This window comes from Paenarthrobacter sp. FR1, assembly GCF_051106045.1.
GTDB lineage: Bacteria > Actinomycetota > Actinomycetes > Actinomycetales > Micrococcaceae > Arthrobacter > Arthrobacter nitroguajacolicus_A.
On record NZ_JBPFSF010000002.1, the window covers coordinates 366,672 to 389,639 of the forward strand.

At 63.4% G+C, this 22,968-nt stretch carries 21 protein-coding genes; 11 read left to right on the forward strand and 10 right to left on the reverse strand.

The features are described 5' to 3' along the window. Positions 1 to 3: 3 nt before the first annotated feature. Genes manA through ACR30Z_RS06425 form a run of 4 tightly spaced genes read right to left on the reverse strand, consistent with a single transcriptional unit; the run spans position 4 to position 4,689 of the window. Positions 4 to 1,254, reverse strand: a complete 1,251-nt coding sequence (gene manA / locus ACR30Z_RS06410; RefSeq protein WP_434371646.1) for a mannose-6-phosphate isomerase, class I — start codon at positions 1,252 to 1,254, stop codon at positions 4 to 6. A 50-nt stretch (positions 1,255 to 1,304) separates the two neighbouring features. Beyond that, positions 1,305 to 2,921, reverse strand: coding sequence for an LCP family protein (locus ACR30Z_RS06415; RefSeq protein WP_434371746.1), 1,617 nt, complete (start codon positions 2,919 to 2,921; stop codon positions 1,305 to 1,307). 20 nt (positions 2,922 to 2,941) lie between these two features. After that, entirely contained in the window at positions 2,942 to 3,505 is a 564-nt protein-coding gene (purE, locus tag ACR30Z_RS06420; protein ID WP_144647551.1) for a 5-(carboxyamino)imidazole ribonucleotide mutase, read from the reverse strand. Next, complete coding sequence (locus ACR30Z_RS06425) at positions 3,502 to 4,689, reverse strand: 5-(carboxyamino)imidazole ribonucleotide synthase (RefSeq protein ID WP_144647549.1); 1,188 nt, start codon at positions 4,687 to 4,689, stop codon at positions 3,502 to 3,504. The genes purE and ACR30Z_RS06425 overlap by 4 nt, the downstream gene beginning before the upstream one ends. Positions 4,690 to 4,891: 202 nt before the next feature. Between ACR30Z_RS06425 and ACR30Z_RS06430 the strand changes: the two genes are divergently transcribed. After that, entirely contained in the window at positions 4,892 to 5,461 is a 570-nt protein-coding gene (locus ACR30Z_RS06430) for a GtrA family protein (protein WP_144647547.1), read from the forward strand. An 18-nt stretch (positions 5,462 to 5,479) separates the two neighbouring features. Here ACR30Z_RS06430 and ACR30Z_RS06435 read toward each other — a convergent pair whose 3' ends face one another. Further along, positions 5,480 to 6,172 (reverse strand): TIGR03089 family protein, encoded by a 693-nt coding sequence (locus tag ACR30Z_RS06435; protein WP_434371648.1) that lies wholly within the window; start codon positions 6,170 to 6,172, stop codon positions 5,480 to 5,482. Between the two features lie 365 nt (positions 6,173 to 6,537). On the opposite strand from ACR30Z_RS06435, the gene ACR30Z_RS06440 reads away from it, so the two are divergent. Genes ACR30Z_RS06440 through ACR30Z_RS06450 form a run of 3 tightly spaced genes read left to right on the forward strand, consistent with a single transcriptional unit; the run spans position 6,538 to position 12,111 of the window. Beyond that, positions 6,538 to 7,083 (forward strand): WhiB family transcriptional regulator, encoded by a 546-nt coding sequence (locus tag ACR30Z_RS06440; RefSeq protein WP_434371650.1) that lies wholly within the window; start codon positions 6,538 to 6,540, stop codon positions 7,081 to 7,083. 11 nt (positions 7,084 to 7,094) lie between these two features. After that, on the forward strand, positions 7,095 to 10,481 hold the full coding sequence (locus ACR30Z_RS06445) for a glycosyltransferase family 2 protein (RefSeq protein WP_434371652.1): 3,387 nt from the start codon (positions 7,095 to 7,097) through the stop codon (positions 10,479 to 10,481). Next, complete coding sequence (locus ACR30Z_RS06450) at positions 10,474 to 12,111, forward strand: DUF5719 family protein (RefSeq protein ID WP_434371654.1); 1,638 nt, start codon at positions 10,474 to 10,476, stop codon at positions 12,109 to 12,111. The genes ACR30Z_RS06445 and ACR30Z_RS06450 overlap by 8 nt, the downstream gene beginning before the upstream one ends. Before the next feature lie 39 nt (positions 12,112 to 12,150). On the opposite strand, the gene ACR30Z_RS06455 is transcribed toward ACR30Z_RS06450, so the two are convergent. After that, positions 12,151 to 12,669, reverse strand: coding sequence for a metallopeptidase family protein (locus tag ACR30Z_RS06455; protein ID WP_144647537.1), 519 nt, complete (start codon positions 12,667 to 12,669; stop codon positions 12,151 to 12,153). A gap of 153 nt (positions 12,670 to 12,822) precedes the next feature. Here ACR30Z_RS06455 and ACR30Z_RS06460 point away from each other — a divergent pair, with 153 nt between their 5' ends. From ACR30Z_RS06460 to ACR30Z_RS06480, 5 genes are all read left to right on the forward strand, one after another. Beyond that, positions 12,823 to 13,200, forward strand: a complete 378-nt coding sequence (locus ACR30Z_RS06460) for a DUF3499 domain-containing protein (RefSeq protein WP_208759909.1) — start codon at positions 12,823 to 12,825, stop codon at positions 13,198 to 13,200. Positions 13,201 to 13,343: 143 nt separating this feature from the next. After that, positions 13,344 to 13,562: a Trm112 family protein gene (locus ACR30Z_RS06465; RefSeq protein WP_144647533.1), complete on the forward strand. Its 219-nt coding sequence runs from the start codon at positions 13,344 to 13,346 to the stop codon at positions 13,560 to 13,562. A gap of 44 nt (positions 13,563 to 13,606) precedes the next feature. Further along, positions 13,607 to 15,085 (forward strand): adenosylhomocysteinase, encoded by a 1,479-nt coding sequence (gene ahcY, locus ACR30Z_RS06470; RefSeq protein ID WP_434371656.1) that lies wholly within the window; start codon positions 13,607 to 13,609, stop codon positions 15,083 to 15,085. Between the two features lie 117 nt (positions 15,086 to 15,202). Next, positions 15,203 to 16,423 (forward strand): Ig-like domain-containing protein, encoded by a 1,221-nt coding sequence (locus ACR30Z_RS06475; RefSeq protein WP_434371657.1) that lies wholly within the window; start codon positions 15,203 to 15,205, stop codon positions 16,421 to 16,423. 187 nt (positions 16,424 to 16,610) lie between these two features. Continuing rightward, on the forward strand, positions 16,611 to 17,447 hold the full coding sequence (locus ACR30Z_RS06480; RefSeq protein ID WP_434371658.1) for a pentapeptide repeat-containing protein: 837 nt from the start codon (positions 16,611 to 16,613) through the stop codon (positions 17,445 to 17,447). Between the two features lie 22 nt (positions 17,448 to 17,469). Here ACR30Z_RS06480 and ACR30Z_RS06485 read toward each other — a convergent pair whose 3' ends face one another. Further along, on the reverse strand, positions 17,470 to 18,273 hold the full coding sequence (locus ACR30Z_RS06485; RefSeq protein ID WP_434371659.1) for an RDD family protein: 804 nt from the start codon (positions 18,271 to 18,273) through the stop codon (positions 17,470 to 17,472). 107 nt (positions 18,274 to 18,380) lie between these two features. Between ACR30Z_RS06485 and ACR30Z_RS06490 the strand changes: the two genes are divergently transcribed. Next, positions 18,381 to 19,373: a stage II sporulation protein M gene (locus ACR30Z_RS06490; protein ID WP_208759895.1), complete on the forward strand. Its 993-nt coding sequence runs from the start codon at positions 18,381 to 18,383 to the stop codon at positions 19,371 to 19,373. A gap of 139 nt (positions 19,374 to 19,512) precedes the next feature. Beyond that, positions 19,513 to 20,658, forward strand: coding sequence for a TIGR01906 family membrane protein (locus ACR30Z_RS06495; RefSeq protein ID WP_434371660.1), 1,146 nt, complete (start codon positions 19,513 to 19,515; stop codon positions 20,656 to 20,658). A 54-nt stretch (positions 20,659 to 20,712) separates the two neighbouring features. Here the strand turns inward: ACR30Z_RS06495 and ACR30Z_RS06500 are convergent, their stop codons facing one another. The 3 genes from ACR30Z_RS06500 to ACR30Z_RS06510 are packed head-to-tail and all read right to left on the reverse strand — an operon-like array spanning position 20,713 to position 22,956. Beyond that, positions 20,713 to 21,648, reverse strand: coding sequence for a sporulation-delaying protein SdpB family protein (locus ACR30Z_RS06500; protein WP_434371662.1), 936 nt, complete (start codon positions 21,646 to 21,648; stop codon positions 20,713 to 20,715). Continuing rightward, the gene (locus ACR30Z_RS06505) at positions 21,638 to 22,258 is read right to left on the reverse strand and encodes an SdpA family antimicrobial peptide system protein (RefSeq protein WP_434371663.1); all 621 of its coding nucleotides are present in this window, start codon (positions 22,256 to 22,258) and stop codon (positions 21,638 to 21,640) included. Before ACR30Z_RS06505 ends, ACR30Z_RS06500 begins: the two co-directional genes overlap by 11 nt. Positions 22,259 to 22,272: 14 nt before the next feature. Next, on the reverse strand, positions 22,273 to 22,956 hold the full coding sequence (locus tag ACR30Z_RS06510) for a hypothetical protein (protein WP_434371664.1): 684 nt from the start codon (positions 22,954 to 22,956) through the stop codon (positions 22,273 to 22,275). Positions 22,957 to 22,968: the final 12 nt, after the last annotated feature.

Consider the following 22,968-nt stretch of genomic DNA (forward strand, 5'->3'; position numbering starts at 1 on the left):
GGATCAGTTCCCCAAGCCGGTGGTCACTGCGAAGGCGATGCTGGTGTCAGTGGCACCCTGGACAGGATGGACGTTCACAGGAGCCTCGGCGTCCGGGATGAAAGCTGCGGCGCCGCGCTTGAGCAAGAGGTCGCTCTTGGGGGAGTCGAGCATGACCGCACCGGACACCACCACGACGACGGCTGGCCCGGTTTGTGCCAACGGAACCGGTTCGGCGCCCGGGCCAAGTTCGATGCGCTGGAGTTGGAATTCCCTGAACGGCGGGCGGTACAGTTCCTGGCCGAACTCCGTCCCGCTCGCCTCGACGCGGGGGACCCCAAGTGCTTCAAAGCGGACAGTCTTCAGTAGCTCGGGCACGTCGACGTGCTTGGGTGTAAGCCCACCGCGGAGAACGTTGTCAGAGGAAGCCATGACTTCCACGCCCAGCCCGTGGAGGTAGGCGTGGATGTTGCCGGCAGGCAGGTACACAACGTCGCCGGGTTCCAAGGACAGGTGGTTGAGGAGCAGGGAGATGAGGACGCCCGGGTCGCCGGGGAAGGCTTCGTTGATATCCAGCATGGCCGTGAGCGCTTCGCGGTGCGGTTCCAGTGGAGCGCCGGCTGACAGAACGGCCACAATCTCGGCGATGGCATCGGAAACCTCGCCACCCCCCTGGATCAGCCGGCTGAAGGCAGCCCTCAGCGCTACAGGCTGATCGGCCTGGTCCAGATCGGAGATGACGTCCTTGACGACGGCGGGGACATCGACCGCCGCGGAATCGAGGACGTGCGCCAGATGCTCGAAGATGCTGCGGGACGCCGACGGAGAACGGAAGCCGCACAAGGCCTTGAACGGCGTGAGGGCGAAGATCATCTCCGGCTTGTGGTTGTCGTCCCGGTAATTGCGTTCGGGGGCGTCTGCGGGAAGTCCCGCTGCGTTCTCCCGGGCAAAGCCAACCCGTGCCTGGTCAAGGCTGGGGTGGACTTGCAGCGACAGGGGCTGCTCGGCTGCCAGCAGCTTGGTGAGGAAGGGCAACCGCGGCCCGAATTCAGCGAGGCTGTCGGAACCGAGGAAATGCAAGGGATCGGACTCGATCAGGGCGTCGAGAGGCTGCGTGACACCGTTGGGATGAACGGCTGTGGAAGGAGAGTCCGGGTGCGCCCCGATCCACATTTCCGCTTCAGGCCCGCCCGAGGCCGGCCGCCCCAGCAACCCGGCAATCGCCGTCGTCGAACCCCACGCGTAGGGTCGCAAAACATTCTCAATCTGGTACACGAAAGAAAGTCCTTATCGTTGCGCTGAACGGGATGGGCCGGAAAGGCAGTTTACAGCGGTGCGCACTGTCCATTGGTGGCCACGAGGTCACGGATGCCTTGCTCGTCACCCTGGGCCTTGAGGCCATTCAGCAGTTCGACGGTGATCGGTGTGCCGTCCGGCGTGGTGGTGACCGGCGTGAAATCGGCAGAGGGCGAGGGCAGGTTGCTCGCGGGGACGGCCCCGGCAGCCGGACCAGCGGCCATGACGGCACCGGCGGCGGCTCCGTCGTAGGAGACGACGGCGTCACTTGCCTTGGGCGTGTTGGACGACGCCAGGACTTCCTGGACCTTGGAGTGGATCAGGTCGAAGTCCGGAACTGTGGAGAAGGAGGCATCAAAGTCCGGCGGGCCGATGGTGAGGCGCTTGACGGGCTGGTTCTTGGACTTCAAGGCCAGATCAACAAAGCTGCCCAGTTGGTTGGAAGAAATATTGGAATCCACCACCTTGGTGCCGGCGTTCGCGATGTCCTCGAACTTGGTCAGGAGGGTGGCTGGGTCCAGTTGCTTGAGCATGGCCTGCTGGACGCACTGCTGGCGCGCAATGCGGGCATAGTCGTCCACGAACTCGCGGGAACGGCCATACCAAAGGGCATGGAAGCCATCCAAGTGCTGGTCGCCTGCGGCGATCCAGCCGTCAGGCATACCGTGGATGCCGTTGGCCTCGTCAGTGACGGGACCGCTGATGGGCACCCAGCCGCCGGCCTTGATCCGGATGCCACCCATGGCGTCGATGAGCTTGGCGAATCCATCCATGTCCACCAGGACATATGCCTGGACGGTGATGCCCAACGTGCCGGACACCGCTTCCAACGTGGCTTGGGCGCCGGGATCGGCAACACCCGGGTACAGGTCCTGGTAGTTGTTGGTGACTTCGGTGTTCACGGCGTTGATGAGGCATTCGTCGCCGCAGTTGTAACCCTCGGGGTAGACCTCGCGCATCGGCGAGCCCTCGCTGAACTGGGCATTCTGAAGATTGCGGGGGACGGAGATGATGGCGCTTTCACCGGTTTTCGCATCGACGCTGATGACCGACAAGCTGTCCGGGCGGCGGCCCGTCCTGTCATCTCCGGCGTCGCCACCCATCATGAGGAAGTTGTAGCGCCCGTCCACAGGATCGATGGCCGGACCGGCGTTGAAGATGCTGCCGATCGCGTTGCGGCTCACGTTGAGGACGTAGGCGATGTACCCCAGGGATCCGCTGGCCAGGATGGTGGAGACCGCCACCACCACGGCAATGATGGGCCGCATGCCGGGTGCCAGGAGTGCTGGCCGGATGATCCGCAGGGTGTTCAGGAACAGGTAAGCCCAGCCCAAAGCCAGGGCCACCAGGACCACGATGATGACCAGGGAACCCACAGGGTGGGTGAAAATGCTCAGCAGCATGGTCCGGTTCAGCAACGCAATGAGCAGAGTGACCAGCACCAACGCCCACACCGTGAGCGTGACGCGCAGCGCCACTCTGCCAAGTTTGCGGTCTCCGGCCACGATTTGGGCACTGCCGGGGATGAAGAGGGTGAGGAGGACCAGCACAAAGGCGCGTTTGGTCCGCACCGGAGCGCTGGCCCCGGACGGATAGCGGACGGGATCAGTCAGGGCGGAACCGGGCTGAGTCTGGGTCTTGTGCATGGTGGTCAACCGCTGCCTTCCTAGCGGGAGCTCCGCGCTGAAGCGTTGGCAGGGGAGAAGACTTCCTCCACTTTGTGGCGCAGGTTTTCGCCCTTCTTGGTGGCCACGTCGTTCAGCTCCTGCGCAAAGGCGAGGAGGTCGTCGCGGAGCTTCGCGGCAAGTTCGTCGGTTCCCGATGCCAGCATCCGGACGGCAAGGAGTCCTGCATTGCGGGCGCCTGCGATCGACACCGTGGCGACCGGGACGCCAGCGGGCATCTGGACGATCGACAGCAAGGAATCCATGCCGTCCAGCGTCTTCAGGGGAACCGGAACACCGATCACCGGGAGCGGCGTCACCGACGCCAGCATGCCGGGGAGGTGGGCTGCACCTCCGGCGCCGGCGATGATGACGCGCAGGCCGCGTTCGTGGGCGGTCTGGCCATAGCGGATCATCTCCGTGGGCATGCGGTGCGCGGAAACAACGTCGGCCTCGAACGGGATGCCAAACTCGGCCAAAGCGTCAGCAGCGGCCTCCATGACCGGCCAATCCGAATCCGAACCCATCACGAGCCCTACGAGCGGGGCTGTTGATTCTGGCGTCATGCGGTCTCCTCAAGGGTGGTCTGCTCCGGCTTGCGGCCGTCACGGATGATGTTGGCCACAACAGTGGCGCGCTGGCGCACGGAGTCAACGTCGGAAACCGAGCTCCCAACGAGGTTTACGTGCCCGATTTTCCGACCGGGCCGGACGGACTTGCCGTAGGAGTGAACTTTCGCGGCCGGCTCGTAGGCCAAGGCCAAGGGGAAGGCCTTGAAAAGATCCTGGTTGTCTCCGCCCAGGAAGTTCTTCATGACCGTCACCGGGGCCAATGCATCGGTAGCGCCCAGAGGAAGGTCCAGGACCGCGCGCAGGTGCTGCTCGAATTGGCTCGTGATGGAGCCGTCCTGAGTCCAGTGACCGGTGTTATGCGGGCGCATGGCGAGCTCGTTGATGAGGAAGCCCGCTCCCACTCCGGGGGTTTCGAACAGCTCGGCGGCCATGACGCCCGTGACGCCCAGCTCATTGGCGATGCGAAGCGCGGCTTCTTCCGCGGCAGCAGCCACTTCCACGGGAATGTTCTGTGCAGGTGCAATGACTTCGTCGCACACACCATCCACCTGGATGGTGTGGACAACGGGCCAGGCTCGGGATTCGCCGCTGGGGGTGCGGGCAACCAAGGCCGAGAGTTCGCGGCTGAACTCCACCTTCGCCTCAGCCAACAGCGGGCTCATCGCCTGGAACCAGTCCTCGGTTTCCAAGGCATCGTCCGCGGAATCGACGATCCTCACGCCTTTGCCGTCGTAGCCACCGCGAGGCGTCTTCAGAACAACGGGCCAGCCAATCTGGTCGCCAAAAGCGACGAGCTCGTCGACAGTGTGTACTGCGGACCACTCCGGGTTGGGGAGACCGAGGCGGTCGATCGCAGCCCGCATGACCAACTTGTCCTGCGCATTTACCAAGGCATCGGGTCCAGGCTGGACGTTGACGCCGGCATCCAACAGCGCCTGCAGGTGTCCGGTGGGGACGTGCTCATGGTCGAACGTCAGCACGTCCAGGCCTTTGGAAAATTCAAGGAGGGCGTCCAGGTCCTTGTAATCGCCGATCGGGGCAGTGGCCACCGCGGCCACGGCCGAAACGTCCTCACCCTCAGCCAAAACGCGGAGTTCGAAGCCCAAGGCGGTAGCGGGCGGAGCCATCATTCGTGCGAGTTGGCCGCCGCCAACAACGCCAATTACTGGAAAAGTCACAATGTTCAGCCTACCGAACCGGCGGCACGTTGACTGATTTGCCGCTCTTTCGGTGCCGTCTTATAGGATCTGAAGATGCCCGATAACGGCTGAACCGGTCGCAGTATCGGCGTTCTCACAGCCTTCTACGGGGCAACGCTTGGAAATCGGCGCTAAAATGGGTTTGGCCCATCGGCCCATTTTTCAACGGCCATGGAGGGTCATGATCACCACACTTGCAGATCGCATCCGCGGACTCGCGTCGCTTTTCTGGCGTGAGGTAGCCAAATTCGGCGCCGTCGGCGGTGTCGCCTTTGTTATTGACTCGGCTGTCTTCATCTGGCTCTTCTCGGGCCCTATGCATGGCAGCGAGGTCTGGGCGAAGGCTCTTGCGACGATCGTGGCAAGTGTGTTCTCGTGGGTGGCCAACCGCTTCTGGACATTCCGCCACCGCAAGCAGGCCAACGTGGTTCGTGAAGCAGTGTTGTTCGGCGTGATGAACGTCATCGGGCTCCTGATTGCCTCGGGCTGTGTTTGGTTCGCGAAGTACATCCTTGAACTCAATGACAAGCCGTCGCTCTTCATCGCTGGAAGCGTCGTCGGCCTCATCCTGGGCACCATCTTCCGCTTCTTTGCTTACCGCTTCTGGGTCTTCAATGAAGAACTGGATGCCGAGCCGGCCTACTCCCACGACCACGAGATCCTGGAAGTGCACCACAAGCACAAGACTGTCGCGGAAGCCGCTTCCGCCAACCCGGCAACCGGCGAGGTCCCGTCCATCAAGAACGTCTGATCTCCCTGGCTTCCGGCGCTAGGGTCGGCTGACGCGCTCGTTCTCCAGGAGATGCTCGGTGACCTCAAGGTCCGGATGCACCAGCACCACCGAACCGTCTCCTTTCCATGCTCCCAAGGACGCGGACAGGCAGGATTCCAATCCGTCGGCAGCGCGCACCAGCAGCCTGACGCCGGGTTCCTGGGCTGAGGCAAAGCCTTCAATGAGGGCTTCATGGGAGAGTGCCGAGGCGCCCCTCACAGCCGGCAGTTCCGCGTCTGGTTCGTTATGGGCCATGAAGACGTCGCCATGGGAGCGGACTTCGGCCGCATAATCCACGACGCCGGATGGCAGCTCACCCGGCCAGCGCATCGCAAGTGCCGCGAGGGGTACGGCGACCACCGCGTCAAAGCCGGCCCCGGCGTCGTCGGGCTTGTCCGTGACCAGAAGGTCCGCGGGGGTTTCGTCGAAGACGACCTCCATCCCAAGCTGCCACGCCGCCAAAGCCCACACGAAGGACTTCCAGTGCGCGGGAAGGTCCAGTCGTACGGCCATCCCCGGCTCGGCGTCCAGCTCGTCCTGCAGCAGGTTGCTGGTTTTGGCCACCCAGTTGTCCAGCACCCGCCCTGAGAGTTCCACGCGTTCGGAGTCGGGGCCGTACCAGGTCAGTCGTGGTGACGTTGAATGTCCTGACCTCAAGGCGGTCATCAGGGTCGCTGCCGGGATGCTCATGGCTCAATCTTGCCACGGGGCCCCTGCCTGGTCGCGGTGGAATGTGAATTGGCTCACACTGCCGTTACTCCATACGGTGGACGTCGTGGGACGGGTTTACGAATTCCGCGGAAATTCAATGAAAGTTCATGTAAATCGATGCGTGACTACCGGTTGCCGCGGGCGCTGGCGGGGGCACGTCCAAAAATGATGGGCGTGGCGCGTCCCACTTTTCTACAGTTTCTTGATTATTATCCCGGCGCGGCTTGACTGGTGGGTAGTTACACGCGTGTAATTAGTAATCAACGCCGCTGCACAGATGACCGGAACGCCACCGGGAATCGGAAATTCATCCAAGCAGCAGCTGCAAACTCAGGAGGGACGCCATGGGGCAAGCGTTGCGTATCCAGGAAGATGCAGTCGTCGCAGAACATGCGTCGGTGAAATACCGTTCGCGGGAAGTACCGGGGGACTGGTACGTAGACCCAGCGGATCCGGAAGCGGCAGACCGCTACAACCAGAATGTGCAGGAGTCTTTGGAGGATCAGGCAACTGCCCTCCTGGCGGCGCACGAAGCATTGATCGGCGACCTGCCTGCCGGGTCGGACGACGACGTGGACGACCCTCCCATGGAGCTGCGCCGTCCGCTTGAAAATCCGGGGCAGCCCGTCTGGATCGGCCTTCCCAGCCAGGGGGACTTCGATGACGAAGGTGAACTCGGTTGGCAGACGGACGCGCTGTGCGCGCAGACGGACCCGGAAGCATTCTTCCCTGAAAAGGGTGGATCAACGCGGGACGCCAAGAAGGTCTGCGGGGCGTGCAACGTGCGTTCGCAGTGCTTGGAGTACGCCCTCGCCAATGACGAGCGGTTCGGTATTTGGGGCGGACTCTCTGAGCGGGAACGTCGTCGGCTAAGGAAGCGAGCGGTCTAATTCTCAAGGAAGTGCACGTTACCGCCGTCGTGGTTTCCCACGACGGCGGCAACTATCTCCCCAGGACATTGGCGGCATTGTCGGACCAGACGCGTTCGGCAGATGCCGCCATTGGCATTGATACAGGTTCCACGGACAACTCATTGGACTTGCTCCGCGAGGCCTTTGGCCAGGGCAATGTCACCACCTTCCACCACGCGAAGTCCGGCTTCGGTGCAGCTGTGCAAGCAGGCCTGCAGGAACTGGCTCCGGCCAAGGCGGCGATTGACGACACCGCCAAGGAAGGCAGTAACGCCCGGGAAGCCGACTCCGTCAGGTGGATCTGGCTCCTGCATGATGACGCAGCTCCGGCGCCCGACGCGTTGGCGGAGCTTCTTCATGCCGTTGAACGTGCCCCTTCGGTTACCGTGGCCGGCTGCAAGCAGCTCGGGTGGAACAACAAACGGCATTTGGTGGACGTGGGGCTCTCGACCAGCCGCTGGGCCGAGCGCTTGACGTTGATTGACGCCGACGAAGTGGACCAGGGCCAATACGATGCCCGCACAGACACTTTCGCCGTGAATTCTGCCGGCATGTTGATTCGCCGGGACGTTTGGGAACAGCTGCAGGGCTTCGACCCCGCGCTGCCCGGCAGCGGCGATGACGTCGACTTCTGCTGGCGCAACTGGCTTTCAGGCAATCGCGTGGTGGTTGTCCCTAGCGCGAAGATGTTCCACGTGGAGCACCGACCCCACGGTCTGGGCACCTCCTCGGCCGCGCGCAAAGCCCAGATCCATATGCGGCTCAAGCACACACCCTGGTGGAATGTTCCGTTTCAAGCCGTTGGTGCTCTGTTCGGGGCCGTAGTTCGCTTGTTGCTGAGCATCCTGGTCAAGGAACCGGGCTACGGCTTCTCCCAATTCACATCCACCGTCGCTGCGTTGGCCCGCCCCCGGGCCATAGCGAAGGGCCGCCGGGTTGCCGCCAGGACGCGTCGTGTCCACCGGTCCGTGGTTCGTGGCCTGCAAACGCCCACCCGTGAGGTCCGCGCCAACAGGCGGTCCTTGTTGGAGGCAATCCGCCCCAGTGACGAAACCCCGGCTGTTTCGGACCTGCTGGCGCCCGAACCCAGCGGCGATGCTGCTGACGACTTCGCGGCGCTGGCCACCAACGAACGTGGCTGGGTAGGAACCGGCGCTGTTGCGGCAGCCTTGGTAGCCCTCGCCGCAGCACTCGTGGGCTTGCTGGGCCTGCTTCGCTCCGGCATTGTGGCCGGCGGGGGGCTCCTTCCTTTGTCCACATCACCCGGTGACATTTGGTCCAACGCTTCGACCTGGTGGATTTCCCTCGGCGCAGGACTTCCCGGGCATGGCGACCCCTTCGGCTACGTCCTCTGGCTGTTGTCGCTCTTCGGTGGCGGCGACGGCAATGCGGCCATGGCATGGCTCCTGATCCTGGCCATGCCCCTGTCCGGCATAGGGGCATGGTTCGCCGCCGGTGCCCTGACCACCAAGCGACGCTTCCGTACCGTAGCCGCCTTGGCATGGGCCGGCGCGCCTGCACTCCTTATCTCCATCAACGAAGGCCGCGTCGGTGCCTTGGTGGCACACATGATGATGCCGCTGCTTCTTCTGGCCCTGTTGCGTGCCTCCGGATCCGCCATAGGGCAGGGGCATTCGCCTGCCGGCACGGCATTGAGCAGGCGGCCCACGCCGATTACGGGCAAGCCGGGCATCAATGGAACACCGTCGTGGACGGCCGCCGCTGCTGCCGGCCTGGCGATGGCCGTTGTCACAGCCTCTGCACCATCGTTGCTGGGCCCAATCGCCGTTGCCGTGATTCTCGCCGCGGTTGTCCTGGGACAACGGGGCAAAACACTGTGGTGGTCGCTTTTGCCCACTGTTGCCTTGTTCCTACCTTTCGGGCTCTCCGTACTCGACAGGCCGCGCTCGTTGCTCGCCGACCCGGGACTGCCACTCACCTTTGCGGCGGCGCCGTTGTGGCAGCAGCTTCTCGGTCAGCCGTTGGCGTTCGACATCGACGGCGGCATCACCGGTCTGCCGTTCTTTGGCCCTGGCGCTGTGCCCTGGGCTTTGTTGCTGGCTCTGCTGGTCAGCGCTCCAGTCCTGATCCTCGCCATAACGGCCTTGTTCCTGCCCGGGAGGCGCACCGCACTGGCCAGGGTCTTCTGGCTGGCCGCGTTGGCCACCCTGGCGAGTGGCTGGTTGGTGGGGCATGTGGCCACAGGGGTCAACAACAACGTGATTGTTGGACCGTTTACCGGCCCGGCCGTCTCGGCAGCAGGCATGGTGCTGCTCGGTGCTGCCGTCATCGGTGCCGACAAGCTATTTGCCGCGCCGCGAAGGACCCCGGATTCCGCCCGTCGGACGCTACCGGTCCGGCATGCCGCGTCTGTAGTGGTCATGACGCTCCTTCTCGGAGGCCCGCTGGCAGGCATGGGTGCCTGGGCAGTCCAGAATGTCCTCCAGCCCTCACCGGCGCCGGGGGCGACCACAGCGCCAAAGGCTACCGAGCCGGCGTCGAGCCTGGGCTCCGAACGCCAGGTCTGGCCGGTGGATTACGGCACCCTGCCTGCCACCGCCGTCGACCGCGGACAGGGCCCCGAGCGCACGCGGACGCTGGTCATCACCAGTGGCGAGCAGGGGGCCTTCACGTCGTCCCTGATGCGGGGCGCCGGTACTACTTTGGACAGCCTGTCCACCATCGCCTCCGCCAGGACCATCATCGGTGCCCCTGGGCGCGAGGAAATCGCCGACGATGACGCTGCCACCGCGTCCCTCCGCAGGGCCGTGGCCACCATCGTGGCAAGCACAGGGGTTGACCCCCGTGCCGACCTGGAACAGCTGGGTGCCGGCTTCGTGGTCCTCAAGGCCGCGGATAGCGCAGCCCAGCTGACTGCCAGCAGGATCGACGCCGTCCCGGGGCTCGTTGCTGTCGGCCAGACCGACGCCGGATGGCTGTGGCGCGTCACGCCGAGGAACCAGCCTGCGGCAACTGCCGCGGATACGACGCACCGTGTGCGGATTGTGGACTCCCAAGGCGCGATGGTGGGTTCGCTGCCCTCCGAGGAGGTCTCCGTGGACGCTGCCGTGCCCGCAGGCGACGATGGCCGCAAGGTGGTCCTGGCCGAGCGGTCCGATCCAGGGTGGGCCGCGTGGGTGGATGGCCGCCAGCTGAAAGCCACCACTTCCGGATGGTCGCAGGCCTTCGAACTCCCAGCCAGTGGAGGCGACCTGGAGATCCGCTACACCAACCCCTGGGCCCTGTGGGTCGGGATCCTGCAGGCCGTGGTGATCGGATTGACGGTCCTGTTGGCCGTTCCGATGCCCGCACGCCGCACGCGCACCGGCATGTCGAGGGACGAAGTCTCCCTCCGTAAGGAGTACAGCAGTGTCTGAGGACCAGAAGCAGCCGCTCGACGCGAAAACGTCCCGCAGCGCCAGCAAAGGCTCCCGGAGCTCCAACAGGGGCGTTATCACGGGGGTCCTCTCCGCCGTGGCAATCCTGGCGGCAGGTGGAGGCGCTGTTGCCGCTGCGTCGATGGTGCCCGAGCCCTCCGGCGGAATAACCATGGACCTACGGCAAGCGGACGTCCCAGCGGGCCGTGCCTTGGGTGTTTGCCCGGAACCGGCGAGGCTGGTGAACGGGACCGTTGTGGGAACTGATGCCGACTTCAGCCCTGTCTCCACAACTGCAGCCAGCGCCCTCAACGCCGTGGTGCTGAGCAACCCGGCGGGTACAGTTCCCGGAAGCAAGGTGACCTCGCTGGGCGGCGATGCGGTGGAAGAAATAGCGAAGGCTCCCACCAGCACCCCCACCCCAACGGCAGGACCACCCGTGCTGGCCGCCGGAGTGGCCTCCGTGAGTCCGGTGACGTCGCCAACAGTGGTGACGGCCGATCCTGTGGGGAACGAACAGGCGTCCCTGGCGGCCAACCTCAGTTACTCCGCCACCGACGGCGACCTCCGCGGACTGGCCTCTGCCCAGTGCCAGCCATCGGGAAATGACGCATGGCTGGTGGGAGCAAACACATCAGTTGGCCGTACCGCCGTGCTGAACCTGAGTAACGCCTCCGAAACTCCAGCCACAGTCAACCTTGAGCTCTTTGGCAGCCAGGGCCAGATTCAGGCGCCCGGTGCACGCGGCCTGTTGGTGGCTCCTGGAACCACCCGATCCGTGAACCTGGCAGGGCTTGCCCCCGGTGAGACACAACTGGCCGTCCACGTGCGCAGCACCGGCGGCCCGGTGGCCGGAACCATCCAACAGAGCGTGCTGCGCGGCCTCGCTCCCGGCGGCGTTGAGTACTTGTCACCCGGTGCCGGGCCGTCCAACCAGCAGGTGATGTCCGGCGTCGATATCCAGGACCCGGCGGCCACCAAGGCACTTGCCGGCAAGTCCGGCTTCTCGGACGCTGTACCAGCCCTCCAAATCGCCGTCCCTGGATCCACCGATGCTGTGGTGCAGGTCAGTCTTTACGGCTCCAATGGTGAACGCAAAATTCCCAACGGGGGAGTGGTGACAGTCAAGGGCGGAACGGTGGCCACCATGAACCTCGATGGCATTCCGGCAGGCAGCTATACGGTCAAGGCCACATCCGACGTGTCGTTCGTGGCATCAACCCGCGTAACCCGTGGAGCCAAGGCTGAGGAGGCAACCGACTTTGCCTGGTCACCGGCCTCGGCCCGCCTCGGCAGCCAACACCTCGTGGCGGTTCCCCGGGACGGCCTAAGGTTCCTGAGCTTCGGCGTACCCGAAGGCCGCGGCACGGTCACCTACGCTCCTGTGACGGCTGATGGGAAAGTCGGCAAAGCCGTGGACGTCGATATGTCCGGAGGGACCACATCCATGATTGAACTTCCGGCAAAATCCGGGGACGCGCTCATAGCGGGCTACGTGGTGTCCGCATCTGGTGATCCGGTGTATGGCGCGCTTGTCCTCGGCAAGGAGGGCCGGGCCGATGTCTCGGTCGTGGCAATCCAGGACGCGGCCGCAGGCCTCGAGAAAGTTCCGGTGTCGGTGGGCTACTAATCCACTGGGGCGGACCGCCCGAGTGGGTTGCCGCCGTCGTTATTGATATCGACGGCGGTACACCGGGTCCAGGGTCTCCGGCGGTACGCCGAGCATTTCGGCGGTGTACTCCACCACGACGTCGTGGACAAGATCCTGCAGTTCCTCGCGAGTCGCGGACCCTTGTTCCACCACCCGACGATAAACCGTGATCATGGGGGCCTCGCCACGACCGCCCGGTGTGTAAGAGCCCATGGGGGCGGCGTTCCCGGCAGCGACGAGTTGCTCCAAGTTGGGCGGAATTTCATCCACGGCAAAGAGGACGCCATCCAACTGCTTGCCCCACATGTCCTGGAGCCGCTCCGCAGAGTCCAGCACCATGTCGTCGAAGCGCTCTGAGCGTGTCCGGAAGCCGGGAAGATTAGGGAGCATCAGTTCTCCGCGCAGTCCGCGTCCGTGCCGATTGCGCCGGCGCCGACGAAAGCCCCGCACGCTCGAATCGGCATGTTGCTCCACCTGATCGCCATCGGCGTCAGTCCACCGGATGGTGAACCCGGGAACATGTGGCTGTGACTGCATATATCGACTTTAGTCGCGAGGAACCGCCAGCGCGACATCTCTGCCGGTACCGCGCCGCGGATGTTGCTGCAGCCGTTGACGCCGCATGTTGTTGGTGGGCCACGGACGCCCAATGCACGAAGTAGGTGCCAAGTGGCGCTAATCTGGGATGTTGTGGGTGCTATTCGTCAGTGTTCAAGGTCAGCCTGCCGCCAGTCTGCGGTGGCCACTTTGACGTACGTGTACGCAGAGTCAACCGCAGTCCTCGGTCCGCTCGCCACGTATGCGGAACCCCATGCCTACGACCTTTGTTCGCAACATGCGGAAAGCCTGACGGTTCCGCGGGGCTGGGAAGTCCTTCGCCTGGCGATGCCCACCACTCCGCCCGAGCCCGGGCCGGATGACCTGCTGGCACTTGCCAATGCCGTCCGTGAGGCAGCCTCCGCTGCGCCGGAGACACCTGCCCGGCACAGCCATGCTCAGATGGAGCCGCCCGCCGGCGTCGAGGGAACCCGCCGCGGCCACTTGCGAATCCTCCGCGAACCGTCGTAGCCAGCCCGTCCGGGAGGCTGCGTTCGGCAGCGGGACGCAAATCGTCGCGGTGATCCAAACGGGATGATGGTGCGCGGTAGGCTGGAATCTGCAGATAAATCCGCCAGCGGCGCCACGCCGGCGCCACCCAGGGAGCATCATTCATGCCAAAGGTCAGTCCTGAACTGTTGTCCATCCTGCGCTGCCCCGTGACGGGTTCACCGCTGGTCCAGGAGGGCGAGGAGCTGGTCTCCACCGCTGCCACTGCGGACGGTGAAAAGCTCCGCTACACGATCGAGGACGGCATTCCGCTGCTCCTGCCTCCGGAACTGCTGGCGGCGGCCAATGCCGCCACCTCCGGCCAGCACGATTCCAAGGCCTAAACACTTCTGTTTCCCAAACTCGCACGGTACTCCTAAGGATTTCCATGACTTTTGACTTCAAAGTGGCCGACATCACCCTTGCGGAGGCAGGCCGCCACCAGATCCGTCTCGCCGAACACGAAATGCCGGGCCTCATGTCGCTCCGGGCAGAGTTCGGCGCCTCGCAGCCGTTGAAGGGCGCGCGGATCGCCGGTTCGCTCCACATGACCGTGCAAACAGCCGTCCTCATCGAAACCCTCACCGCGCTGGGCGCGGAGGTTCGCTGGGCATCCTGCAACATCTTCTCCACCCAGGACGAAGCCGCTGCCGCCGTCGTCGTCGGCAAGGGCACGCCGGAAGACCCGCAGGGTGTGCCGGTCTTCGCCTGGAAGGGCGAAACCCTGGAGGAATATTGGTGGACTGCGGAGCAGATCCTCACCTGGCCCGGCGCCGACGCCAACCCGGAGTTGGGTCCCAACATGATTCTCGACGACGGCGGCGACGCCACGCTGCTGCTGCACAAGGGCGTCGAGTTCGAAGCCGCTGGTGCCGTTCCGGCCGCCACTGAGGAAGATCCCGAGGAGTACGTCCTTATCCTGGACCTCCTGCGCAGGACCCTCGCCGCAGATCCGCAGAAGTGGACGCGACTGGCTGCCCGCATTGAGGGCGTCACGGAGGAAACCACCACGGGTGTCCACCGCCTGTACCAGCTCGCCGAGCAGGGCAAGCTGCTGTTCCCGGCCATCAATGTCAACGACTCCGTCACCAAGAGCAAGTTCGACAACAAGTACGGCATCCGCCATTCCCTGCCGGACGGCATCAACAGGGCCACCGACGTCCTCATGGGCGGCAAGGTCGCCGTCGTCTGTGGTTATGGCGACGTTGGCAAGGGCGCCGCAGAGGCGCTGCGGGGCCAGGGCTCCCGAGTGATCGTCACCGAGATCGACCCCATCTGTGCCCTGCAGGCCGCGATGGACGGTTACCAGGTGGCGAAGCTCGAATCAGTGCTGGCGCAAGGTGACATCTTCGTCACCACCACGGGCAATAAGGACGTCATCATGGCCGAGCACATGCTCGGGATGAAGAACAAGGCGATTGTGGGCAACATCGGGCACTTCGACAACGAGATCGACATCGCAGGGCTCGCGAAGATCCCCGGCGTCCAGAAGGTGGAAATCAAGCCGCAGGTCCACGAGTGGGTCTTTGAAGCCGGCACGGATTCCGAGCGGTCCATCATCGTGCTGTCCGAAGGCCGTTTGCTGAACCTTGGTAATGCCACGGGACACCCGTCGTTTGTGATGAGCAACTCGTTCGCCAACCAGACCATCGCTCAGATCGAGCTCTGGACCAAGAAGGACCAGCCGGCAGGTGAGCGCGAGTACCAGAACGAGGTCTACGTTCTTCCCAAGATATTGGACGAGAAAGTGGCTCGCCTGCACCTGGACGCCCTGGGCGTCGAGCTGACGGAACTGAGCAAGGACCAAGCCGACTATCTGGACCTGGATGTGGCAGGCCCCTACAAGCCGGAGCACTACCGCTACTAGCAGCCCCGCGAAACCCAAAACGATGGCGAAAGGCCGGACGCGCGAGAAGCGTGGCCGGCCTTTCGGCTAGAATTGGGTGTTCAGTATTGCTTGCCGGGGGACAGGAAGACGGGAACCATGACGGAAGTCGCCAAACGGAAGACGGGCAAGATCCTTGCCATCATAGGGATCTGTGCCGCCATTGCCGTGGGCGGAATCGGAGTGGCCACGGTGCCGGGACTCCTCGCCGGCTCCACGCAGAGTGCAACGGAAAACCCGTCACCGGCTCCCACCGTGGAGGCGAAGCCCGTGGAGCTGGGCATCACCCCCCTGGACGGTGCAGTGGAATGGAACCCGGTGGTGGGTCCTCAAATCAAAGCGGTCAACGGCAAAGTCAAGGACGTCGTGCTGACTCCCGTTGGCGGCGGCACGCCCGTTCAAGGCAAGACCAGCCCTGATGGCAGCACGTGGACCACGCTGGAAGTACTGAAGTTCAAGACCCAGTACAACTACTCCTTCACCGTGGTGGATACCGCGGGGAAGGAAACCAAGAAGACCCAGACCTTCACTACAGTTTCTGCCGCCTACGAGGCCGACGCTTCCATTTACCCGCGCAACGGCACCACAGCAGGCTCCGGCCAACCGATCGAGATCAACTTCAGTGAGCCGGTAGTGGACAAGGCCGCCATGGAGAAGCGCGTCGCCATTACCGTGTCTTCCGGCCAGCCGGTGGCCTGGCACTGGTACTCGGACAAGAAGGTCCGGATCCGCCCTGAGGCGTTCTGGGCTTCCGGAACCACCGTCACCGTCGACATGAAGCTCCTGGGCGTCAACTTTGGCAACAACATGATCGGCAACGCGGACGTGGTCTCCACCTTCACCACCGGTCCCCAGCGCGTGGCTGTGGTGGACGACAACACCAAGACCATGAACGTGTACTCCGATGGCCAACTGGTGCACACTGCGCCTGTGTCACTCGGCGGCGAAGACTGGCTTTCGCCGACGGGCTACGCAGTGATCATGGAGCAGGAACGGCATTCCAACTTCAACGCCGGGACCATTGGGCTCAAGCCTGGCGACAAAGGATATTACCCGCCCCTGGTGGTTGAGTACGCCAACCGTTTGACGTGGTCCGGCGTGTACGTGCATCAGGCCCTTGAAGCTGCCTGGAGTTCCATTGGCGTGGCCAACGTTTCCCACGGCTGCGTAGGCCTGCTCCCGAAGGACGCCGCCTGGTTCTTCAACAACATGAAAACCGGCGACGTTGTCCAGATCCTGAACACAGGCGCCCCTCCCGTAGAACCTTTGGAGGGCTTCGGGGATTGGAACATCCCCTGGGCGAGCTACGCCCAGCGGTAGTCCTGCTGTTAAGATCGTTGCAGTGATTATTTCCTGCGCGCTTTGACCCAAACCCTGTGTGCTGACCCTGCGTTGGCCCTCCATTTTGTGCTGCCATCTTTGGTGATTCCGGGTGTCCCGCCGGGGAACCCGCTGACGGGTTCCCCGGCTCCTTCCACCGGACCCTCTTTCATCACCTGGAGCACACATGACCATTTCACCCACCCTTCGCCCGGACTGCGGCAACTGTTTTGCCCTTTGCTGCACCGCCCTCGGATTCGCCCGCTCGGTTGACTTCGCGATCGACAAACCGGCAGCCACGCCCTGCCCGAACATGGCCGAGGACTTTTCCTGCGCCATCCACCAAAGCCTGAGGCCCCGTGGTTTTCGAGGCTGCACGGACTTTGACTGCTTCGGCGCGGGCCAAGTGGTGTCCCAACACACCTTCGAAGGAACCAGCTGGACTCAGGACCCCTCGACGAAGTCCTCGATGTTCGCCGTGTTCAAGATGGTGAGGCAACTCCACGAGATGCTCTGGTATTTGGTCGAAGCCCAGCAACGCACCTTCGATCCTGACCTCGCAGTGGCCGCGGGGCACCTGTCCGATCACATAGCAGCCACCGCCCAAGGTGACGCCTCCGCAATTCTGGGTGCCGACGTCGAAACCTTGCACAGCGAGGTCCGGCACCTCCTGATGGAGGTCAGCGAAGAACTGCGAGCCTCCTATGGAGCCGAGGACCAGCAGACTCCCGACGGCGGCCCCCGGGACGGCGAACTGAGTGGCGCCGACCTCATGGGTGCCGACCTTGCGAACCGCCGACTGTGCGGAGTCGACCTCCGCGGTGCCTACTTGATCGGAGCGCGGCTGAGGGGCAGCGACCTTACCGCGGCGGACCTCCTGGGCGCCGACCTCCGAGGAGCACAACTCCACGGTGCGGACCTTTCAAGGGCCCTCTATTTGACCAATTCCCAGGTCAACTCCGCCGAAGGCGACCCCAACACACTCCTGCCCCCGCGTATAGCGAGGCCGTCTCATTGGACGTAGAACGGGGAGGTTGGTGCGAGGTTCAGGCCTCGGTAAACGGCAACTTCCGCAACCGTTCGCCGACGGTCGCGTTCCTCTGCTCCGCCTGCCGCAGGCGGGCGAGTTCGCGGTTGCGCCGTTCCCCGAGGACGGCACCGATGTAATCCTCGGGGATAGTCCACGCCGGCGGGGGAGGGGCCACGTACCGGGCGAGTTCCGATGCCAGGGAAGCAGCCATGTTGACGCGCGACGCCGGCGCCATGAGATAGGCCTGCTGCACGAAGGTTCCTGCCCGGCGGGCGGTGGCGTCCGGGACCCTGCCGATGTCTGCCATAGCCACCCATGATTGCAGATAGTGGGGTGCCACCGGCATGATGCGGGGCTTTGACGGTACGCGTTGGCGGAGTGAATAGGTGCCGGCAACGATGTCGCCGAGGCGTTTGGACTTGTCGTTGAACAGCGCTACGCCGATCGCCAGGCCGCCGAAGGTCATGTAGATCTCCAGGAAACCGATGAGTCCGCGGATGACGGCATGCCGGAAGCGGATGGAACCGCCGTCGTCGCGCACAATGCGCAATCCTGTGGCGAGCTTGCCCAGGGACCGTCCGCGGGTGAGTGTCTCGACGGTTACGGGAACGATGACGACGGAGAAAACGATGCTGCTGAGGACGAGGGCCTGGATGGCGGAATCGTCAAGGTCGCGGGAGGCGGCGCTGATCAGGATGATGAGGAGGATGGCGAGGAGAACCTGGGAGATGACGTCGAGGATGAGCCCCAGTGCCCGGGCCGCAAAAGACGCGGGGCGCAGCTCAAGGACCACTGCCTCGCCTGTGATGATCGAACTCATGCCAGCCCCCATGCTTCGCAAACTCCGCGGGCGTTCGGCGGGCCCGCACCAACGAGTCTAGCGGCGGTTCAGGCCCCGCGGGTGGAGACAAGCGCTAGGGTGGTGGCGTGGACATCGATGCCTTCTCGGCCGTACATGGGGACAAATGGTCGCGGCTGCACTTCCTGGCGCACAAGCGCCGACTCACGGGAGCCGAGGCGGACGAACTGCTGCGCCTGTACCAAGCGGTGTCCGGTCATTTGTCCTTGATCCGTTCGGTGGCTCCGGAAAGTGGGATGTCGGCCTCCCTGTCCGCGGCGTTGGCCCAGGCCCGGACCAGGTTCACCGGGGCACGTTCGAACTTCATGGAGGATTTGGCGCGGTTCTTCGTCATTTCCCTGCCAGCCGCCTTTTATCGCATCCGATGGTTGACCCTGTGGTGTGGGCTGGCTTTCGTCGTGGTGGCTGGAGCGTATGCCCTGTGGATCGGTACCTCACCGGAGGCGCTACGGGCGGTGGCCAGCGAAGCCAAAGTGCAGCAGTACGTGGAGGAAGACTTCATTGACTACTACTCGGAGAATCCTGCGGCCTCGTTCGCTGGTGCCGTATGGACCAACAACGCCTGGATTTCTGCCCAAGCCGTGGCGTTCGGCATCACCGGATTCTGGGTACCGTTCATCCTCTTCATGAACGCGCAGAGCTTGGGGCTGGCAGCAGGTCTATTCCTTGCCACAGGGAAGATGGATGTTTTCTTCAGCTACATCCTCCCTCACGGCCTGATGGAGCTCACCGCCGTGTTTATTGCCTGCGCGGCGGGGCTGAAGATTTTTTGGGCCATGGTTCGGCCTGGTCCGCGAACCCGGCTGCAGGCGGTGGCTGATGAAGGGCGTTCCCTGATCACGGTTGCCTTGGGGCTGGTGCTGGTCCTGCTCATCTCGGGGATTGTGGAAGGCTTCGTGACACCCAGCCAGCTACCCGTGTGGGCCAAGATCACGATAGGTGCCTTGGTGTTGGCCGCTTACTGGGCCTATACATTGATTCTCGGTGGCAGGGCGGCCCGCGCCGGAGTCACTGGGGACCTGGATGCCAACGACGCCGGATACCGCAGCATCGCGGCCTAGAGCTTACAGTTGCGTTTCGATCTGGTCGCAGCCGGGGTGGCACCGCGTGTCTGCGTAAAGCCGGGCGGTAGGCTCGAATGCAGACAAGAGAGCCGGCAGCAAGCAATCGCCGGTGGATGCCTACGGAAGTGAACCCGCTGTGAGCGACAAGAGCCCAAAACCACAAGAACCGGACACGGATCTCCACGAGGACCCCAACGAACCGGCCTTCGACTGGATGAAGCCTAAGACGTCCAGCGGTGCTTCTGCGGCTACGCCTGCCACTAGCGCTACGCCTGCCACTACCGCTACGCCTGCCACGGGCCAGCCGGAAAGCCGCGCCGACCGGAAGGCCGCCGAAGCAGCCGACGTCGAGGCCGAGCCGCCGCTGTTCGCTGACACACTCGCAGGCGCTTCGACGGACAAGCAGCCCTCACACTATTCGGAACCCCTGCCGACGTCGGCGCTTCAGGTCCGTCCGCCCGAAGACGAAGTAGCCCGCCGCAATGCAGAACGCGAGCAAGCAGCCAAGGTAAAACCGATCGGTCCCCGGATCTTCCAGGTAATGTTGGCCGTTTTCTACCCGGTGATCCTCTTGGTGCTGGCCGTTCGTGCGGTGACCAGTCCGCTGTTCCTTTGGGTGGAATACAACCGTCCGGGTTTCCCCGGCGACGGTTACGGTTTCAATACCGATGACCGCATGACCTACGGTTCCTACGCTGTGGACTACCTGAGCAACTGGGCAGGTCCCCGATACCTGGGCGGCTTGGTCAATCAGGACGGGGCCAAGCTGTTCAAAGACAGCGAAGTCTCGCACATGGCCGACGTCAAGCTCGTCATTCTGTCGTCATTCGGCGCCGGGCTGCTGCTCATCATCCTCAGCATCATCGCCATCATGTACCTGCGTAAGCGGAGCAACGGCGGAGTACGTCGCGGTCTTTTTGCCGGCTCCATCGTGACGCTGTTGATCATCATTGGCCTCGCCGTCCTGGCAGTACTGAGCTGGCAGCAGTTCTTCACCGAGTTCCACCGGATCTTCTTTGCCAACGGCACGTGGACGTTCTCACTGGAGGACACTCTCATCCGACTCTTCCCGGGGCAATTCTGGGTTGATGCGGGCATCGTGATCGGCGCCCTGGTGTTCCTCGCAGCGACTGTGACGTTCATCCTCACCTGGCCCACGCGGAAGCGCCGGGGGCTGGCGTCCCAGCAGGAGCCCGAGCAGGCTGAAACGTCCGCGAAGCAAGCCGACGAGGAGCCCGAAGCGGCTGACATCCGCCAAGAGGCGACCGAATCCCGCCGTTAGGACACGGCCGAACGGACACGAAGCCGCGTATCTCGGCCTGTGTCCGTTCCGGGGTTACTGAGCCATCGCGAAGGCCATTTTGATCCTGAAGTGGCGAAGGCCGAATCCTGCGGAGTAGACGGGGGACTTGGCCGGGATAGTGAGCAAGGACAAGGCCGCCAGCATGGCGACTTGAAAGCTCCAGATCCCCAGGAACAGCGCGATGCCCGTGTGGAGCGAAACGCCAAGAGCAAACCAGAGCAGCCGGTACCTGACAGGCGTCAGCAACGTCACTGCCAGGAGCAGCTCGATCAGGAGTGCACCCCACGACATGGCGAGGGATATCACCGGGTTATCCGTCAGCAGGGCAAAGGCATCCTTGAGGGCTCCGGAGGGGCCGAAGAAACCCGAGCCGATGTAGTAGAGGGCCGAGCCCTCTGCCCACTCGGTCTGAAACATCTTTCCGGTCATGGAGTAGAAATACAACACCGAGACTTGGATTTTCAGGGCGGCCAGGGAAACAACAGCAATGCCGGCCCGGTGTTGCAGGCACCAGGATCCGGCCCTGGCCCGCGACCAGTGGTTCAGTCGTGGATCCGTGAGGCAGATCGGAACCAACAGCAGTGCCAGGTTTGACGTAATCTGGTCCCCGCCGTCCGGGATTGAGATACCCGTTGCCACGCTGAAGGCCACCCACGCATGCAGGACCCCCGTGAGCTGGGGCAAGACCCCGGAAATCACCAGCAACAGGATGACAACGCCGAGTGCCTTGGCGAGGCCGAGCTGCTCATGCGGAATGACACAGAACAGGCCGAACGATTCAACTCCGCGGCAGAGTGGATAGTTGCCTACGCCAAGAACTGGCCGGAATAGTGCGTCGTTGCTCGTGAAAATCAACGTCAGCAGGGTGCCTACAGCCAGAACGCTCCGCATCATGCCCATGAAGGGCGACCAGACCACGGACAGCGTGATTCGCGGAATCACCACGATGGTTGAGAGCTTATTGGCCATTGCAGTCCACACGCAGCTTGATGACCTTGTCTGCCTTTTCCCTCATTGGCGTTTGGTGCCTGAATGACCAGGGCACGGGAGTGGTCTGTACGAGTACGACATCACCGCAAAGCGTGGGGGAGGCAACGGTATTGGTAACGACCGCCGAGGGTGTGTCATGCACGAGTTCCGCGCATTCCTGTAGGACCGGACTGGAGCAATCCATCCAATTCCCGGCCCCGGACCCACCGGATATCAAGGCGACCTCAACGCCTTGGGCGCGGCCTTCCCGGCTGACACCAAAGAGGTTCTCCACCCGGGTAGTTGGAAGTTTGCTCAGCGACGTAAAGGAGCCGTTGGCATTTTCGCGGTACGGAGCAACGGAAGGATCGCGGGGCGACTTGGAAAAGAAGGCCCACCCTTGAGGCATGGCTGACACGGCGTTTGGTTTCACTTGGTCAAAGTAGGGCAGCGTCAGGATCGTTGAAGGAATTGACGACAAAATGGAGTACGTCCCCAGGACCAGGAGGCCAACTACGGGGGCCAGCACATGAAGGGGGCTTACTTGCGGTCCCTTTGAGGGTGTCCATCCAGCAGCGGGGACACCCTCAACGGTGTGTACGGAGGTCATGTATGGGGCCGGGATCAATCCTGCGACAGGGCCGCTGTGAACTGGGAGATGCTGTTCTCGCTCTCCAGTTGTGAACCCGCGGTGCCCGCGGAGGGCCAGAAGGCCACTTTGGCGTACACCACCACGACGGCGGCAGCGGCAACAGAGACGTTGACGCCCACTGCGTAGTTGACGGCCGCGGCGACATCCCATACTGCTGCGGCCCAAATGAAGACAGGGACGGCCGCCAAGGGGTTTGCGGTGTCTGACTTTGCCAGTGCCGTAACCTGCTGCGGTTCAGACTTCAGGAGGTCCGTCATGATCTTCTGAACTTGCTTGAATTTCGCATCAACCCGCAGGACATCGCCACTGGTGAGGGCTGCGTGGAAGGTGGCGAAGAATTGAGGACTCTTGGCTTCGATGGCAGACACCACCGCGTCTGCTGCCTGGACTTGTCCCTCTTGGTTGGCTGCGGACTGCGCGAATTCTTCGTAGGAACCATCGTTCAGCTTTTCCCGGACTTCAGCTACCTGTGGTCCGACGCCAAAGTAGATTGCCTTGAAAAGCCCTTTGCCTTCGGACGTGGCATCCTTCACTACATGCCGCGTGACGGCGTGGGTTTGCGGGGGTGCTGCCGAGGCGACTCCGCTTGAGCCCAAGGCGATGGCCGCGGTCAGTGCCACAGCTCCTGCTGACAGGGGCCAGGTTCGTTTCGACAATTGGTTCTCCTC

Excerpts from the sequence above, each read along its gene's own strand:
- ACR30Z_RS06415 (WP_434371746.1), bottom strand. The coding sequence starts at position 2,921 with ATGCACAAGACCCAGACTCAGCCCGGTTCCGCCCTGACTGATCCCGTC.
- purE (WP_144647551.1), bottom strand. The coding sequence starts at position 3,505 with ATGACGCCAGAATCAACAGCCCCGCTCGTAGGGCTCGTGATGGGTTCG.
- ACR30Z_RS06430 (WP_144647547.1), top strand. The coding sequence starts at position 4,892 with ATGATCACCACACTTGCAGATCGCATCCGCGGACTCGCGTCGCTTTTC.
- ACR30Z_RS06435 (WP_434371648.1), bottom strand. The coding sequence starts at position 6,172 with ATGAGCATCCCGGCAGCGACCCTGATGACCGCCTTGAGGTCAGGACAT.
- ACR30Z_RS06440 (WP_434371650.1), top strand. The coding sequence starts at position 6,538 with ATGGGGCAAGCGTTGCGTATCCAGGAAGATGCAGTCGTCGCAGAACAT.
- ACR30Z_RS06455 (WP_144647537.1), bottom strand. The coding sequence starts at position 12,669 with ATGCAGTCACAGCCACATGTTCCCGGGTTCACCATCCGGTGGACTGAC.
- ACR30Z_RS06465 (WP_144647533.1), top strand. The coding sequence starts at position 13,344 with ATGCCAAAGGTCAGTCCTGAACTGTTGTCCATCCTGCGCTGCCCCGTG.
- ahcY (WP_434371656.1), top strand. The coding sequence starts at position 13,607 with ATGACTTTTGACTTCAAAGTGGCCGACATCACCCTTGCGGAGGCAGGC.
- ACR30Z_RS06475 (WP_434371657.1), top strand. The coding sequence starts at position 15,203 with ATGACGGAAGTCGCCAAACGGAAGACGGGCAAGATCCTTGCCATCATA.
- ACR30Z_RS06480 (WP_434371658.1), top strand. The coding sequence starts at position 16,611 with ATGACCATTTCACCCACCCTTCGCCCGGACTGCGGCAACTGTTTTGCC.
- ACR30Z_RS06485 (WP_434371659.1), bottom strand. The coding sequence starts at position 18,273 with ATGAGTTCGATCATCACAGGCGAGGCAGTGGTCCTTGAGCTGCGCCCC.
- ACR30Z_RS06500 (WP_434371662.1), bottom strand. The coding sequence starts at position 21,648 with ATGGCCAATAAGCTCTCAACCATCGTGGTGATTCCGCGAATCACGCTG.
- ACR30Z_RS06505 (WP_434371663.1), bottom strand. The coding sequence starts at position 22,258 with ATGACCTCCGTACACACCGTTGAGGGTGTCCCCGCTGCTGGATGGACA.